The sequence below is a fragment of the Micromonospora sp. NPDC047753 genome (genome assembly GCF_040642735.1).
In the GTDB taxonomy this organism is placed as follows: Bacteria; Actinomycetota; Actinomycetes; order Mycobacteriales; family Micromonosporaceae; genus Micromonospora.
Map to the genome: position 1 here is coordinate 17,712 of NZ_JBEYSL010000012.1, position 15,524 is coordinate 33,235.

Annotated in this window: 12 protein-coding genes; all 12 read left to right on the forward strand. The window is 71.8% G+C overall.

The annotated features are described in order from the left end of the window. Window positions 1-44 precede the first annotated feature (44 nt). On the forward strand, window positions 45-755 hold the full coding sequence (locus ABZ749_RS02295; protein ID WP_357221956.1) for a siderophore-interacting protein: 711 nt from the start codon (window positions 45-47) through the stop codon (window positions 753-755). Continuing rightward, window positions 752-2,023 carry an MFS transporter gene (locus ABZ749_RS02300; RefSeq protein ID WP_357221958.1) on the forward strand — a complete coding sequence of 424 codons (1,272 nt, stop codon included), beginning with the start codon at window positions 752-754 and terminating at the stop codon, window positions 2,021-2,023. The genes ABZ749_RS02295 and ABZ749_RS02300 overlap by 4 nt, the downstream gene beginning before the upstream one ends. Then, entirely contained in the window at window positions 2,020-3,519 is a 1,500-nt protein-coding gene (locus ABZ749_RS02305) for an MFS transporter (RefSeq protein WP_357221960.1), read from the forward strand. The genes ABZ749_RS02300 and ABZ749_RS02305 overlap by 4 nt, the downstream gene beginning before the upstream one ends. A gap of 50 nt (window positions 3,520-3,569) precedes the next feature. Next, window positions 3,570-4,739, forward strand: a complete 1,170-nt coding sequence (locus ABZ749_RS02310; protein WP_357221962.1) for a siderophore biosynthesis protein — start codon at window positions 3,570-3,572, stop codon at window positions 4,737-4,739. After that, window positions 4,736-6,364: an IucA/IucC family protein gene (locus ABZ749_RS02315; RefSeq protein WP_357221964.1), complete on the forward strand. Its 1,629-nt coding sequence runs from the start codon at window positions 4,736-4,738 to the stop codon at window positions 6,362-6,364. Before ABZ749_RS02310 ends, ABZ749_RS02315 begins: the two co-directional genes overlap by 4 nt. After that, window positions 6,361-7,959, forward strand: a complete 1,599-nt coding sequence (locus tag ABZ749_RS02320; protein WP_357221966.1) for an IucA/IucC family protein — start codon at window positions 6,361-6,363, stop codon at window positions 7,957-7,959. Before ABZ749_RS02315 ends, ABZ749_RS02320 begins: the two co-directional genes overlap by 4 nt. Next, window positions 7,956-9,101, forward strand: coding sequence for an alanine racemase (locus tag ABZ749_RS02325; protein ID WP_357221968.1), 1,146 nt, complete (start codon window positions 7,956-7,958; stop codon window positions 9,099-9,101). Before ABZ749_RS02320 ends, ABZ749_RS02325 begins: the two co-directional genes overlap by 4 nt. A 211-nt stretch (window positions 9,102-9,312) precedes the next feature. Continuing rightward, on the forward strand, window positions 9,313-10,608 hold the full coding sequence (locus ABZ749_RS02330; protein ID WP_357221971.1) for a cellulose binding domain-containing protein: 1,296 nt from the start codon (window positions 9,313-9,315) through the stop codon (window positions 10,606-10,608). Window positions 10,609-10,739: 131 nt separating this feature from the next. Continuing rightward, window positions 10,740-11,858, forward strand: a complete 1,119-nt coding sequence (locus ABZ749_RS02335) for a sensor histidine kinase (protein ID WP_357221973.1) — start codon at window positions 10,740-10,742, stop codon at window positions 11,856-11,858. Next, a complete protein-coding gene (locus ABZ749_RS02340; protein WP_357221975.1) occupies window positions 11,855-12,514 on the forward strand; it encodes a response regulator transcription factor in 660 nt (219 codons plus the stop codon). Before ABZ749_RS02335 ends, ABZ749_RS02340 begins: the two co-directional genes overlap by 4 nt. Before the next feature lie 105 nt (window positions 12,515-12,619). Next, window positions 12,620-14,695 (forward strand): multicopper oxidase family protein, encoded by a 2,076-nt coding sequence (locus tag ABZ749_RS02345; protein WP_357221977.1) that lies wholly within the window; start codon window positions 12,620-12,622, stop codon window positions 14,693-14,695. An 87-nt stretch (window positions 14,696-14,782) separates the two neighbouring features. Then, window positions 14,783-15,524: adenosylhomocysteinase (locus ABZ749_RS02350; RefSeq protein ID WP_357221979.1), on the forward strand; the 742-nt coding region annotated here is incomplete at its 3' end.

Here is a 15,524-nt window from a genome sequence, read left to right on the forward strand (position 1 = left end):
GGTTAACCTCCCCTAACCAAGGATGACCTTACCTGGAGGGGTGCGTGAAACGGAACTGGGAGGCCCTGGTCCTCAAGGCCATGGGCGGGCGGGACTTTCAGTTGACCGTCCTGGGCACCGAGTCAGTCGACGGGCACTACCAGCGACTCCTCCTGGACGGGGGCGGCCTGCTGGAGGCGTGCGGGGTGCACCCCACGATGTGGATCCGGCTGTGGTTCGACAACGACGGCCGAGCCCACCAACGCGCGTACACGCTGGTTGACCCCGACCCGGCCACCGGCCGATTCACCCTCGAATTCGCCATCCACGACGGCTGCGCGGCCCGCTGGGCCACCACGGCCACTGTCGGCGACACCATCAGCGCGACAGTGCAGGGCAGCGCCTTCGAGCTGCCCGACCCCGCGCCTGAGCACCTTTACCTGGTCGGTGACGCGGCCTCGCTGCCCGCGGTCAACAGCCTGCTCGACGCCGGTGCCGACATCCCGGCGACGGTGTGGCTGGAGTACGCCCACGAGGGCGAGAAGGCACTCGCGCTGCGGGCCCGGGCGCACCACGACATCACCTGGGTGCCGCGGCGCGACGAGGGTCAGCACCTCGTCGACACGGTCTGCGCGGCCCTGCCGACCAGCGGTGCGGGCCATTACTGGGTGGCCTGCGAGGCGGCAACCACCCGGGGCATCACCCGGCACCTCCGCAAGGCGTTGGGCGTCGACAAGGACCGGTTGACCTCCCTCGGCTACTGGAAAGCGGCATGAAGGGCCGCCTCGGCACCCTGACCGCGCTGTATGTCACCCAGTACCTCGGCGTCGGCTTCATCACCGTCGGGCTCACCGCCATCCTGCGCGACGGTGGCACCTCGCTGGACACGTTGGCGCTGTTGCAGATCGTCGGTCTGATCTGGCCCGTCAAGTTCCTCTGGGCACCGATCCTCGACCGGTACGGCTCACGGCACCGCGGCCACTACCGCTCCTGGTTGCTCGTACTCCAGACCGCTCTGGTGCTCGCCCTGCTGGCGTTGCTGCCCTTCGCCAGTCCGGCCGACGCGCTCGGCCCGATCGTCGCGATCTGCGCCGCGTACGTGTTCTTCTCGGCCACCCAGGACATCGCCGTGGACGCCGTCGCGGTCCGGATGCTGGCCGAGTCGGCCCGGGGGACCGGCAACGGCATCCAGGTAGCGGCGAGCTACCTCGGCAACCTGCTCGGCGGCGGCGCCTGCGTCCTGGTCTACGACCAGTTCGGCTGGGCGCCGGCGATCGGCCTGCTGGTCGCGATGACGGCGGTCGGCCTGCTGGTGGTGTGGCGGTTCCAGGAGCCACCCCGTACCGACCGGGTGGAACGGGTCGGCACTGCCTACCGGGCGTTGCTGTCGGTGTTCGGCCAGCCGGGCTGCCGGTGGTGGACCTTCGGCGTGGTGCCGCTGGTCTACGTCGGGGCGGGCATGGCGTACGCCCTGGTCACCCCGGCGCTGGTCGACGCCGGGTGGTCGTTGGGTCGGATCGGCGTCATCACCGGTGTGGTGACCAGCGTCCCGGCCATCGTGGCGGGCCTGGTGGCGGGGCTCGGGATCGGGCGGTTCGGGCGCGGTGGCGTGCTCGTGGTCGGCGGCGTCGCGCTCACGGTGTCGACGTTGCTGCTGCTGCCGCTGATGAACGGCCGCGCGCCGCTGGGCGGGACGGTCGCCGCGCTCTGCTGCTTCATGGTGGCCTACACCATCGCCAACGTCGTGCTCTACACGGTCAACATGGACTACTCCCGGCCCGACACCGGCGGTACCGACTTCACGGTGCTGTCGTCGTTCGGCCTGGTCTGCTCGTTCGTGGCGGCGTCCATCGGTCTCGCGGCGGCCGACCGGGTCGGCTACCCGGCGGTCGCGGTCGCGGCCATCGTCCTGGTGGCCGCCGGCGTCGCCCTCGGCCTCGTCCACCAGCGGCGGTTCCCGCACCGGCCCGGCCCCGCCGTCGGCCCGGCGGTCGAGCAGCCCTCCGAGCAGCCGGCAGTGGACGGCGTCAAGGCGGTGGCGTGACAACGGTCCAGCCGGCCACCGACACCGCGACATCGGCACGACTTCCACAGCGATGGCTCATCCTGGCGGTGCTGTGCGTCGCGCAACTGGTAGTGGTGTTGGACAACACCGTGCTGACCGTGGCGGTGCCGGTGCTCACCACCGAGTTGGGCGCCAGCACCGCCGAGGTGCAATGGATGATCAACGCGTACGCGTTGGTGCTGTCCGGGTTGCTGCTCACCGCCGGTAGCGCCGCCGACCGGTACGGCCGCCGCCGGATGCTGCTCGCCGGGCTGGTCCTGTTCGGGGTCGGCTCGCTGGCCGCCGGTCTGGCCAGCACCAGCGGGCAGTTGATCGCCGCGCGGGCCGGGATGGGCGTCGGTGGGGCGCTGTTGGTCACCGCGACGCTCGCGGTGGCGATGCAGGTCTTCGACGCCACCGAGCGGTCCCGGGCGATCGGCATCTGGGCGGCCACCAGCGCGTTGGGCTTCGCCGTCGGGCCACCGATCGGCGGCACGATCCTCGCGCATCTGCCGTGGGGCGCGATCTTCCTGATGAACGTGCCGATCGTGCTGGTCTGCCTGCTCGTCGCTCGCGCGCTGGTCCCAGAGTCCCGCGGGCCGGCCGGCGGCCGACTCGACGTGCTGGGCGCCGTGCTCTCCACAGCCGGTCTGACCGCTGTCGTCTGGGCGATCATCTCCGGGCCGGAGCGCGGCTGGGCGTCGACCGAGGTGGTCGGCGCGGCGGTCGTCGGCGTACTCCTGCTCGGGATCTTCGTGCGGTGGGAGCGACGGATCGCGCACCCGATGCTGGACATGCGCTTCTTCCGGGACCGGCGCTTCGTCGGTGCGATCTCCGGCGTCGTGCTGATCACGTTCGGCGCAACCGGCGCGCTGTTCCTGCTCACCCAGCACCTCCAGTTCGTCAGGGGTTACCCCGCCTGGGAGGCCGGTCTGCGGATGGCGCCCTTCGCGCTGTCCATTGTGCTGCTCAACGTCAGTGGCGTCGTCGCGAGCGTGATCCGTCGGCTCGGCCTCGCTGTCGCCATCGCCGTTGGCATGACGCTGCTCGCGGCCGGTCTCGCGCTGGTCACAGTCTTTCCGTCCGACGGGTACGGGGTGCTGCTGGTCGGGTTGCTCGTCATGGGTGTCGGCTGCGCATTGGCCAACCCCGCGATCGTCGAGGCGGTGATGAGCGCGATCCCGACGGCGAAGGCAGGCGCGGGCGCGGGTGTCGACGGCACCATGACCGAGGTCGGCAGCAGCCTCGGCATCGCGGTGCTGGGCGCCGTGCTGAACGCCCGGTTCGCGGCGCTGCTGCCGGCGGCCCTGGCCGGCGCCGGGTCGTTTCCCGCGGCCCTCGCCGCAGCCCGTGGAGGAGCCGAGCGGGAGGTGGTGACCGTCGCCTTCGCCTCGGCACTGGAGACGGGGCAGTTGGTGGGCGCGGCTGCGGTGTTGATCGGTGGCCTGGTGGCCGCCGGGTTGCTACATAGGGCAGACCGCATCAAATCCGTCTAATAAGGGTAGGCTACCCTAATAGTGACATCGTGGTAGTCGACGGAGGCGGTATGCAGCTGTACCTGACCGCGCTCAACCCCACCGACGCGCTCCTGGACGGGTTACTCCCGGCGGCGGCGTCGCTCGGGCTGTCGGCGACAGTGCTCACCGACCGGCCCGCCGAATGGCCGGCCGACGTGCGGGTGGCGCGCTGCGCCGTCCGCGACCCGGCCGCCGTGGTAGCGGCGGCGGCCCCCGCCCGGCCCCTGGCGCTACTGTCCAACAGCGACCATCTCCAGGAGGCCACCGCGATCGCCGCCCGAAAGCTCGGCCTGCCCGGCAAGGACCCGGACGCCGCCCGTCTCTGCAAGGACAAGGCCGCGGCCCGCCGGGCGATCGCCGCTGCGGGCCTCGATCTGGTACGCACCGTCACCGTCGACCCCGGCGCCACGCCGGACGTGCCGACAGTGATGTTCCCGGCGGTGGTCAAACCCCGCGAGGGGGTGGCCAGTGAGGACGCCTACCTGGTGACCGACCACGCCGAGCTGGTCGCCCGGGTCGCCGAGATCCGTGGCCGGCGGCCGGACGTGGCACTGGTGGTCGAGGAGTACCTCGCCGGTGAGCTGCGGACCTTCGAGACCCTCGGTGACGGCACCGAGCTGGCGTCCCTCGGCGGATGGCGCACCGGCCTCGGCCCGCCGCCGACCTTCACCGAGGAGAGCCTCGCCTGGTCGCCCCCGGCGGAGCAGGCACGCACCCAGTTGCGGGAGCGGCTCGACGCCCTCGGGGTCGGCTTCGGCGCCTGCCACACCGAGTACGTCGTCTCCGACGGCCGGGTCCGGCTCATCGAGGTGAACTACCGTCTCATCGGCGACCGGATGGACCTGATCCTCGCCGATCTGCTCGGTGTGCCGTTGTTCGAGTACGTCATCCGGCTGCACCTCGGCGAACCGCTGGCCGTCCTCGGCCTGCCCGACACCGTCGACCGCTACGCCCGGGTCGAGTACGTCTGCGCGGACCGGTCCGGCCGTCTCGTCGCCGCACCGGGGCCCCTCGACACCGTCGACGGCGACGTCCGGCTGGCCTGCCGTCCGCTGCGCGAGGTGGGACGCACCGCCGAGCACACCGGCACGAACCGCGACTACCTCGCCGTGCTGCACGGAATCGGCCCCGACGAGGCCACCGTCCGGCAGTCGCTGACCGCCCTCCGCGACAACCTCCAGTGGACCATCGTCGGGTGAGCGACGACTGTGAGCGGGAGGTCCTCGCCCGGGTGCTCGACGCCCTGCTGCGCGAGGATCACCTCGGTCTGCGCAGCGCCGGCCGAGCGGACGGCCCCGGCTGGTGGCAGGTGCCGCACCCTGACGGCCTGCTGCGCATTCCGGTCCGGGCGGACGGGTTTCAGCAGGCCCTGCGCAGCGCCGCGCCGATGGTGCTGCTGGTGACCCACACCGGGGAGACGCAGCGCGCGGAGACGCTGGACGGACTGTTGACGCTGCTCGCCCCGTACGACAACGCCGAGGCCGAGGCCGGCTGGCGGGACTTCGGCGTCGAGTGCCGCGCCGACCTGCGGGCCCGACGCCTCGCCGCCCGCAACCGGGCACGGGTGTTCACCGAGGTGGCCGCCGAACGCGGGCACACCCCGACCGGCCTGCCGGCGGCGCTCCTGGACGACGTGCTCGCCGCCCACCACGGCCACCCGGTCTACCCCACCGACCGGTGCCGGCACGGTCTTCGCGACGACGAACTGCTCCGGTACGCCCCGGAGCACGCCCCACGGTTCGCGCTGCGCTGGTACGCCGCCCCGGCCGACGACGTCCGACTCGCTGGCGAGCTGCCATCGTGGTGGCCGAGCGCGCCCCGACCGGATCAGCTGCTGCTGCCAGCGCATCCGATCACGGTGGCCCGCGACGCGCTCCCGGTGGTCGACCTGCCGGTGACCCCGGTGCGACCCACCCTCTCCATGCGGACGGTGGCGCTTGAGGACGACCCGTACCTGCATCTCAAACTGCCGCTGCCGACCGCGAGTCTCGGCGCGCGTAACCGACGCACGCTGCAACCGGGCTCGCTCGCCGACGGCGCGGCCGTCGCCGGGCTGCTCGACCGGATCGCCACCGCCGAACCCCGCTTCGCCGGCCGGATCCGGCACGCCGACGAGAGCACCTGGGCGCACGTCGACGGCGACGAGCGCCGTGGTTTCCTGCTGCGCCGATTTCCGCGCGACCTGGGCGACGTCCAGGTGGTGCCGGTCGCGGCCCTCGCCGCCGCCGACCCGGTGGCGGGCACTGTCCTCGAACGGATCAGCCCGCAGCGGCCCGTCGCGCTGCTGGAGTCCTACCTGGACCTGCTTCTCGACTGGCACGTCTTCCTCTGGCTGCGCCACGGGATCGCGCTGGAGGCGCACCCGCAGAACATCCACCTGCTGGTGCACCCGGACGGCGCTGTCGCCCTGCTCTACAAGGACAACGACGGCGCCCGGCTCGACCCACGACACGACGGCGTGAACGGGCTCGCCCTGCACGACGACCGGATGTGGGCGCGCGACCCGCACGAGTTGGCCGACGTGTTCATCACCATCACCCTGCACCTGGCCGCTGCCGCGCCACTGGTCGCCCTGGCCGCCCGAGGACTGCCCGTGCCGACACCCGCCGAGGCGCTGGTGCCCCGGCTCGCCGCCGCCCGCGACCGGTGGGGCGACGGACCGGCGGTGCGGACCTTCACCGAGCGGGTCCTGCACGCCGCCCAGTTGCCCATCAAGGCGATGCTCACCGCCGGCACCCTGCTGCCCAAACAGCGGCTCGGCTGCGCCGACATCAACAAGTACTACCTGCGTACCGGCCCTAACTACCTCCGGGAGACACGATGACGAGCGCCCAGCTGCGCTCCCGGCCGGTCAGCGACACCGGTCAGCGCGCCGACCTGGCCGCCGCCCACGCCCTCTTCGGCTGCCTGTTGCGCGAGCTGACCCCGCCGGACGGCACCCCGACCGTTGTCGACGGCGCGGTACGGCTGCTACTGCGGCACCTCGACGTCACAGTGCGCTGTGGGGTCGCGCGAACCTCGCCGCTCGGCGCGCACCGCTACAGCGGCCCGGTCCAACGCAACACGGGCAGCGGACGGTGGGAAGACCTGGACGCGGACGGGTTGGCCGCCCTGGTCACGGCGGAACTCACCACCCGTACCGGCCTGGCCAACGACGAGTTCGCCGAGCAGGTCAGGGCCAGCCGGGACACCGTGGCCCGGCTGCTGGCCGACCGACCGGCCGAGGATCCGACCCCCACCGGTGATCCCGCCATCGACGCGTACGTCGACTCCGAGCAGTCGCTGGTCTTCGGCCACCCGCACCACCCCGCTCCGAAATGGCGCAGCGGCGACCCGGACAGTTGGCGGGCGTACGCGCCGGAGCTGCGCACCGCGTTCCGGCTGCACTGGCTGGCCGTACCGGACGACCTGACCGCCGACGCCGGGCCGTTCGATCCGCTGGTGGCCGCGCTCGACCCGCCACGTCCCCCGCGCGGGTACCGCGTCCTGCCGGTGCACCCCTGGCAACTGTCGCTGATCCCGCCCACCCATCCACGGCTGCGTGACCTGGGGGCGGCCGGTGTGCCGGTACGACCCACGGCGAGCGTCCGTACCCTCTACGCCCCCGAGGCCGACCTGTTCGTGAAGACCAGCCTGCACGTGCGGATCACCAACTGTCTGCGCAAGAACGCCCGCTACGAGCTCACCGGAGCGGTGGCCCTGACCGACCTGCTGGCCCGGGTGCCGCTGCCGGACGGGGTGGGGCTGCTCGCCGAGCCCGCCTACCGCACTGTCGACGTTCCGGGCCCGGACGAGGCGTACGGGACGATCCTGCGCGGCGGGCTGCGTCCGCACCTGCGTCCCGGCGACACCCCGGTGCTGGCGGCGGCTCTGGCCGCGACGCCGCTGGTGACGTCGGATCCGGTGGCCTGGTGGCGCGCGTACGTCGGCCTGCTGGTGCCGGCGGTGCTGCGCAGCTGGCTCAGCCACGGCGTCGTGCACGAGGCGCACCTGCAGAACGTGGTCGTCGTGCTCGACCGGGATCACCATCCGGTACGGATGCTGCTGCGCGACCTGGAGGGGGTGAAGCTGGACGCCGACCGATGGGATACCTGGCCGGACGGTGTCCCGGCGCAGGTCCGCTACGGTCCCCGGGCCGCCCACCGCCGGATCGTCTACTGCCTGTTCGTCAACCACCTCGGGGGGATCAGCGGGGCCCTCGCCGACGCGCGGCCGGGAATCGAACGGCGGCTGTGGCAGGAGGTGCGCACCGTCGTCGATGCGGTGGCCGCCGACCTCGGGGAGCCGGCGGAGCTGCGCGCACTGCTGACCGGGGAGCCGCTGCTGGCCAAGGCGAACCTGCTGGTCCGGTGGCGGCGAGACGCCGACCGGGCCGCGCCGTTCGTACTGGTGCCGAACCCGATGGGTGGGCCACGATGACCCGACCGGTCTACGTCCACGACCTCGACGCGCTGGCCGGGCAGGCCCGCGCCATCCGGGCGGCGCTGCCCCGGCCGGTCGAGCTGCTCTACGCGGTCAAGGCCAATCCGGATGCCGGTGTGCTGCGCACCCTCGCGCCGATCGTCGACGGGTTCGAGGCCGCCAGCCGGGGCGAGCTGCGCAGGCTGGCGGAGGTGCTGCCCGGACGGGCGCCGGCCGCGTACGCCGGACCGGGCAAGACCGACGCGGACCTCGCGGCCGCTCTCGCCGCCGGGGTGCGCCGCATCCACGTCGAGTCCCCCACCGAGCTGGCGCGACTCGGCGCGCTGGCCACCGCGGCGGGCCGGTCGGCCCAGGTGCTGCTGCGGGTGAACCTGCCCGTCGACGCGCCGGGCGCGAGCCTGGTCATGGGCGGTGGACCCAGCCCGTTCGGCATGGACCCGGCCGACGCGGTGGCGTGCGCCCGCCGCCCGCCCGCCGGCATCGACGTACGCGGAATCCACGCCCACCTGGCCAGCGGACTGGACGCACCGCTCGCCGCGACGGTCGCCGCCGCCGTGGTCGACTGGGCGGCGGCCGAGGTCGACGCCGCCGAGGTCGACGTCGGCGGCGGCATGACCGTCGACTACACCGACCCGGACGCGCGGTTCGACTGGGCGGGTTACGGCCAGGCCCTGACGGACGTCCTCGACAGGCACCCGGGCGTGCGGCTGCGCATCGAGCCGGGCCGGTCGGTCACCGCCTACTGCGGGGCGTACCTCACCGAGGTCGTCGACGTGAAGCGTTCCTACGGCGAGTGGTTCGTGGTGGTGGCCGGTGGGACGCACCATCTACGGACTCCGGCGGCGAAGGGCCACGCGCAGCCGTTCACAGTGCACCCACGGCCGGATGCCGGCGGCCCCCGCACCGACGGCGGGCCGGTCACCGTGGTCGGGCAACTCTGCACCCCGAAGGACGTGCTCTCCTTCTCGGCCACCGCGGGGCCGATCGGCGTGGGTGACGTGCTGGCCTTCACCATGGCCGGGGCGTACGCCTGGAACATCAGCCACCGTGACTTCCTGCTGCACGAGCCCCCGCACTTTCGCACCGGTGACCTGCACGAAGTGGCTGTCGAGTGGGCGGCCCGGCCGCTCGGGACGTGAGCCCGGGAGGCTCGATCGGCTCGGTGTGTTATCGATAACATGCTATCTTTCACCCGGGAGTGAAGGGCACGCTCCCGGTCACCCGAGCCAGCGGCGAAGACGCGCCGAGGGGCCCGCCCCCTCCCGCCGCCTTCCCGGTCGGTGACCAGTCCGGGCCCCCGTCGATGCCAGGCGACCACTGTTGGTCGTCGAACGGCAAGGAGCCCCAGCAATGCTGAGACGTAGGTTCTTCCTCCCATCCATCGCGGCCGCGGCGCTTGTTCTCGCGGCCACCACCGGCGGCGTGTTGAGCGGCGGCTTCGGTGCGACGGCGGTGGCCGCCACCAACGGCACCCTCGCGGCGACCGCCGGCTGCGGCAAGGCCCCCACGCTCGCCAGCGGGACGCGGACGATTCAGAGCAGCGGACAGAGTCGTACGTACAACCTGCGGATCCCGGACGGTTACGACCGGAACCGCCCCTACCGGCTGATCTTCGGCTTCCACTGGTTGAACGGCTCGGCCAACAATGTCACCTCGGCCGGTTACTACGGGCTCCAGCCGCTGTCGAACAACAGCGCGATCTTCGTCGCCCCGCAGGGTCTCAACGCCGGCTGGGCCAACACCAACGGTCGGGACCTGACCCTCTTCGACGACATCTCCCGGCAGATCGAGAACGATCTGTGCGTGGACACCACCCAGCGCTTCGCCCTGGGCTGGAGCTACGGCGGAGCGATGAGTTACGCGGTGGCGTGCGCCCGGCCCACGATCATCCGCGCGGTCACCGTCCTGTCCGGCGCGAACCTCAGCGGGTGCAACGGGGGCACGCAGCCGGTCGCCTACTTCGGCATCCACGGCATCTACGACAGCGTGCTGAACATCTCCCAGGGTCGGCAACTGCGCGACACGTTCGTGCGAAACAACGGCTGCACCGCGCAGAGCCCACGGGAGCCGAGCCGAGGCAGCCTCACCCACATCACCACGACGTACGCGGGTTGCCGGGCCGGCTACCCGGTGCAGTGGGCGGCGTTCGACGGGGACCACACCCCGAGCCCGGTGGACGGTTCGGGCAGCCCCAACGACTCGCGGACCTGGACGTCGGGGGAGATCTGGAGGTTCTTCAGCCAGTTCGCGTCGACCACGCCGCCGACGACCGACCCGCCGACCGATCCGCCGACTGACCCGCCGACCGATCCGCCGACCAGCCCGCCGCCGACCGGGGGGCCCGGCACCTGCGCTGCCACCTACCGGACGACCAACACCTGGCCCGGCGGCTTCCAGGTCGAGGTGACAGTGGCCAACACCTCCACCGCGCCCTTGAACGGCTGGACGGTGGGCCTGACTCTGGCCAGTGGTCAGGCCATCAGCAGTCTGTGGAGTGGCGTCAACACGGGCACCACCGGCAGCGTCACGGTCAGAAACGCCGCCTACAACGGCACAGTTGGCCCGAGCGCGTCGACCACCTTCGGGTTCACCGCCACGGGCAACGGTGCCACAGCGCCCAGCGGCGTCACCTGCACCAGCCCCTGAGTTCGGCAGAGGGGGGCCCGGAGCCGACCGGCTCCGGGCCCCGCCGCTGAGCCGACGGGCCTTTGCGGACAGTTCACGGTCGGGAAGGGCCCTTCGCTGACGGACCGTGCGCGCGTCGTACCGTTGCGGACATGAACCCGGCCGTCAGGCGAATCGCGATCGATGCCCTCATCGCGGTCGTCGTCGCGGCCGTGGTCGCGGTGGCGATCCGGGTCGCCGACGAGCCCGGCGCCCGGCCGCCGGACGCGCGCGCCTACGCGATCGGCGCGGTGATCGGGCTGCTGCTGGTCTTCCGGCGCCGCTGGCCGCTGCTGGTGCTGGTCGGCTCGGTCACCGCGCTGATGATCTACTACATCCTCGAGTACCCGGGCATCCCGCCCGCCCTCCCGCTGGCCGCCGCCCTCTTCTCCGTCGCGGCCGCCGGCCGGTTCACCTGGGCGCTCGTCGTCGCCGGGTTCTTCGTCGTCCTTGAGCTGATCATGCGGTACACGCTGCTCGGCGAGGGTTTCTTTCCCGCTCTCTCGGCCACCCTCGAAGAGGGCTCGCTGCTCGCGGCAGTGGTGCTGCTCGCCGAGACGATCCGCACCCGCCGGGTCCGGTTGGCCGAGGCACAGCAACGTCTCGCGGTGATGCGCCAGGAGCGTCAACACGAGGTCGCCCAGGAGCGGCTCCGCATCGCCCGCGAGGTCCACGACGTACTCGGTCACACGATCGCCGCGATCAGTGTGCAGGCGAGCCTCGCCGACGACGTCTTCGACAGCAAGCCGGCCGAGGCGCGGGCGGCGCTGCGGAGCATCCGGGGCGCGGCCCGTGACGCCATGCACGAGGTCCGCTCGGCGATCGGCATGCTCCGCGACGCCGGTGAGGTGCCCGATCTGGCGCGGGTCTTCGCGGTCGCCGAACAGGCCGGCGTGAAGGTGCGGTCGGGAATCGCGGGCACTCCGCGCCCGATCCCGCCGGAGGTGGCGCTCTCGGTCTACCGGATCGTGCAGGAGTCGATCACCAACACCGTCAGACACGCCGGAGCGACGACCGTCGACGTCACGATCGCCTACGCGGGCGACGCCGTCACAGTGGAGATCGTCGACGACGGGGTCGGGTCCGGGGCTGGCCGGCGGGGGCATGGGGTGGCCGGCATGCGGGAACGGGCCACCGCTGCCGGCGGATCCCTTGAGGCCGGGCCCCGGCCGGAGGGTGGGGGGTTCCGGGTGGCCGCGCGGCTGCCGGTCGAGGTGGGGGAGACAGCGTGACGATCCGGATCGTGCTGGCGGACGACCAGACGCTCGTGCGGGCCGGCTTCCGGGGCCTGCTCGACCACAGCGACGACCTGGAGGTGGTCGGTGAGGCGTCCAACGGCGCCCAGGCTGTCGAGATGGTCGCCGCGACCCGGCCGGACATCGTGCTGATGGACGTGCGAATGCCGGTGCTCGACGGCGTGCGGGCCACGGCCGCGATCGTCGAACGGTTCCCGGCCGTGCGGGTCATCGTCCTGACCACCTTCGAACTCGACGAGTACGTCTTCGAGGCGCTGCGGGCCGGCGCGAGTGGCTTCCTGCTCAAGGACATCGAGCCCGACGAGCTGCGCCAGGCGGTACGGGTGGTGGCCGGCGGCGACATGTTGATCTCGCCGCGGGTGACGAGCCGGCTGGTGAGCGCGTTCGTCAGCACTGTCGCACCGACGCCCGTCGACGGCGGCCGACTGGCGGTGTTGACCGACCGCGAGCGCGAGGTGATGAGCCTGGTGGCCATCGGGCTGACGAACGAGGAGATCGGACGCCGGCTGTCGATGAGCCCGGCCACGGCCCGTACCCACGTCCACCGAGCCATGGTGAAGCTCCGCGTCCGCGACCGTGCGCAACTCGTCGTCCTCGCCTACCAGACGGGGCTCGTCGCGCCCGGCCGCTGACTACGGCCCCTGTTTCCCGGGTGGTGCTGGCTACGGCGATTCCCGTACGCACCGGCCGTTCCTCAGCGGATGCCACGCGGTACGCAGCCTTCGTACGTTGGCGTCATGTTTGAGGTCGGAGAGAACGCCGACGGGATCCTGGCCGGGGTCCTGTTCCTGATCTGGCTGTCCGCGGCGATCCTCGCCACGCGGCTGGCCTGGCGGCCGACGCCCGATGCGCTGCACAAGAGCGCCCGTCGGTTGCTGCGTCTGCTCGTCGCCGCGCTGGTGGTGCTCGCAATCAAGTGCGTCGCGATCGGGCTGATGCTCGCCGTCGACTGGATCTTTGCCGACAACCGCGTGATCGTGCAGATGCCGCTCCTGCTGCTGCCGATGCTGGCCGTCGCACTCTGGACCGTGCCGGGCCTGCGCGCCCTGGCCAACCGCGTCGACGCACCGGTCGACGCCGGGATGCGCTCCGCCGTCGCCGACCCCCGATTCGTCGTGCCGGTTCAGGTGGCGGCCGTGGCGACAGTGGTCGGCGTCCACGTCGCGTACGTGTCCCGTCCGGTCCCGTCCTACCTCGACGACATCGCGACCCACTCCGCGCCGATCCTGTTGTCGGCGGTGGTGCTGTGGTTCTGGCAGGGGCGTCGCCTGCGGGTCGTCACCGCCACCGACTTCGCGCGCCGGGACCGGCGGGCCCGCGGTCTGCGCGCCACCGCGCAGGCCGCCGTCGTGGTGCTGGTCGTCGCCGCCGGCATCACCTACGTGGCGCAGAGCAGCAGGCTGCCCGACCGGATGAGCATGATGTCGCACGACAACGTCGACTACGGCGGAGGCCCGTCGTTCGGTCACGGCGGTCATGGCGGGGTGTCCGTCGACGACCTGCGTGGGCCGCGGACCGGCAAGCCCGACAGGGCCTTCACGCTGACCGCGAAGAACGCGACGGTACGGCTGTCGTCGGGCGCGGAGATCGATGCGCTGACATACAACGGACAGTCGCCCGGGCCGGAGCTGCGGGTCCGCGAGGGGGACCTCGTCGAGGTGACGCTGCACAACGAGATCCCCGACGAGAACGTGACCATCCACTGGCACGGTCTCGACGTCCCCAACGGTGAGGACGGCGTGGCCGGCGCGACGCAGAACGCGGTGGAGCCGGGCGGCAGCTTCACCTACCGGTTCCTCGCCGAGCAGGTCGGCACCTTCTGGTACCACACCCACCAGAACCCACTGGAGGCGATCAGGCGGGGCCTGTTCGGCGCGCTGATCGTCGAGCCGCGCGACGGCCCACCACCCGGCGAGCGTGACTTCGTCGTGCAGGCCCACGAGTGGCGTACGCCGACCGACACCATCGTCTCGTTCGGCACGAGTGACACGATGCAACGCCAGGAGGTCGCCCCGGGCACGCCGGTGCGGCTGCGTCTGGTCAACACCGACAACAACCCGTCCACCGACAGCCGTCCGCGGTCCCTGACGGTCAACGGCGCACCGGTGCGGGTGGCGGCGATCGACGGGGTCGACGTCAACGGTCCGACCCCGCTGATCGACCCGCGGTTCGGGCTGGCGACCGGTGGACGCTACGACGTGACGTTCACGATGCCGGCGGTCCCGGTGCGGCTGACGGACCTCGCGAACCGCGACGCCGGGCTGGTCCTGGCACCACCGGGCGACACGTCGACGCCGAGGATCGTCGACGACGGGGACCGGTTCGACCCGCTGTCGTACGGCTCCGGCGGCTCCCGGCCCTTCGACGCCGGCTCGTCGTACGACCGCTCGTTCACCCAGCTCCTCGACGACCGGCTGTCCTTCTACAACGGGGGTCTCCACCTGGTGCCGACCATCAACGGGCACAGCTTCCCCGACACGCCGACGCTCATGGTCCGGACGGACGACGTGGTCAAGGTGCGGATCGTCAACCGCAGTCACCAGAACCACCCGATGCATCTGCACGGCCATCACGCGTTGGTCCTGTCCCGCAACGGTGTCGCCGCGACCGGGTCACCGTGGTGGATCGACAGCCTCGACGTGATCCCCGGCGAGATCTACGAAATCGGCTTCACGGCGGACAACCCGGGTCTCTGGATGGACCACTGCCACAACCTCGACCACGCGGCCAACGGCATGGTGATGCACCTCGCCTACGAGGGCGTGACGTCCCCCTATGAGCTGGGTCGCGGCACTCCCAACCAGCCGGAGTAGACGGACCCGTCGCGTCTTCCCCACCGAGCAAGTGCGCGGTTGAACCGAACTCCATCGGTTCTCGACACTGGTGGGGGAGGTGCGGACATGACTGGTGACTTCAGCGATTTCAAGGTGGCGGATCTGTCGCTGGCAGCCTTCGGGCGTAAGGAGATCGAACTGGCCGAGCACGAGATGCCGGGTCTGATGTCGATCCGGAGGGAGTTCGCCTCGCGACAGCCGTTGAAGGGCGCACGGATCACCGGCTCGCTGCACATGACAATCCAGACGGCCGTGTTGATCGAGACGTTGGTGGCGCTCGGCGCACAGGTCAGGTGGGCGTCCTGCAACATCTTCTCCACCCAGGACCACGCGGCGGCGGCGATCGTGGTCGGCCCGACCGGCACCCCGGACGCCCCGGCGGGTGCCCCGGTCTACGCCTGGAAGGGCGAATCCCTCGACGAGTACTGGTGGTGCACCCAGCAGGCGTTGCTCTGGCCGGACGGCCAGGGCCCGAACATGATCCTCGACGATGGTGGTGACGCCACGCTGCTGGTGCACAAGGGCGCCGAGTTCGAGGCGATCGGCGCGGTCCCGTCGCCGGAGAGCGCGGACTCCGAGGAGTACGAGGTCATCCTCGGTGTGTTGACGCGGTCGTTGCGCGAGGACAACCGCCGCTGGACGCGGGTCGCGGCCGGGATCAGAGGAGTGACCGAGGAGACCACCACGGGCGTGCACCGGCTGTACGAGATGCAGCAGGCAGGGAACCTGCTCTTCCCGGTGCGACACGTGCACCCCGATGGTCCGCTCGCTGATGAACAGCCGCTGCCCGATCTCCCTGTTGGTCAGC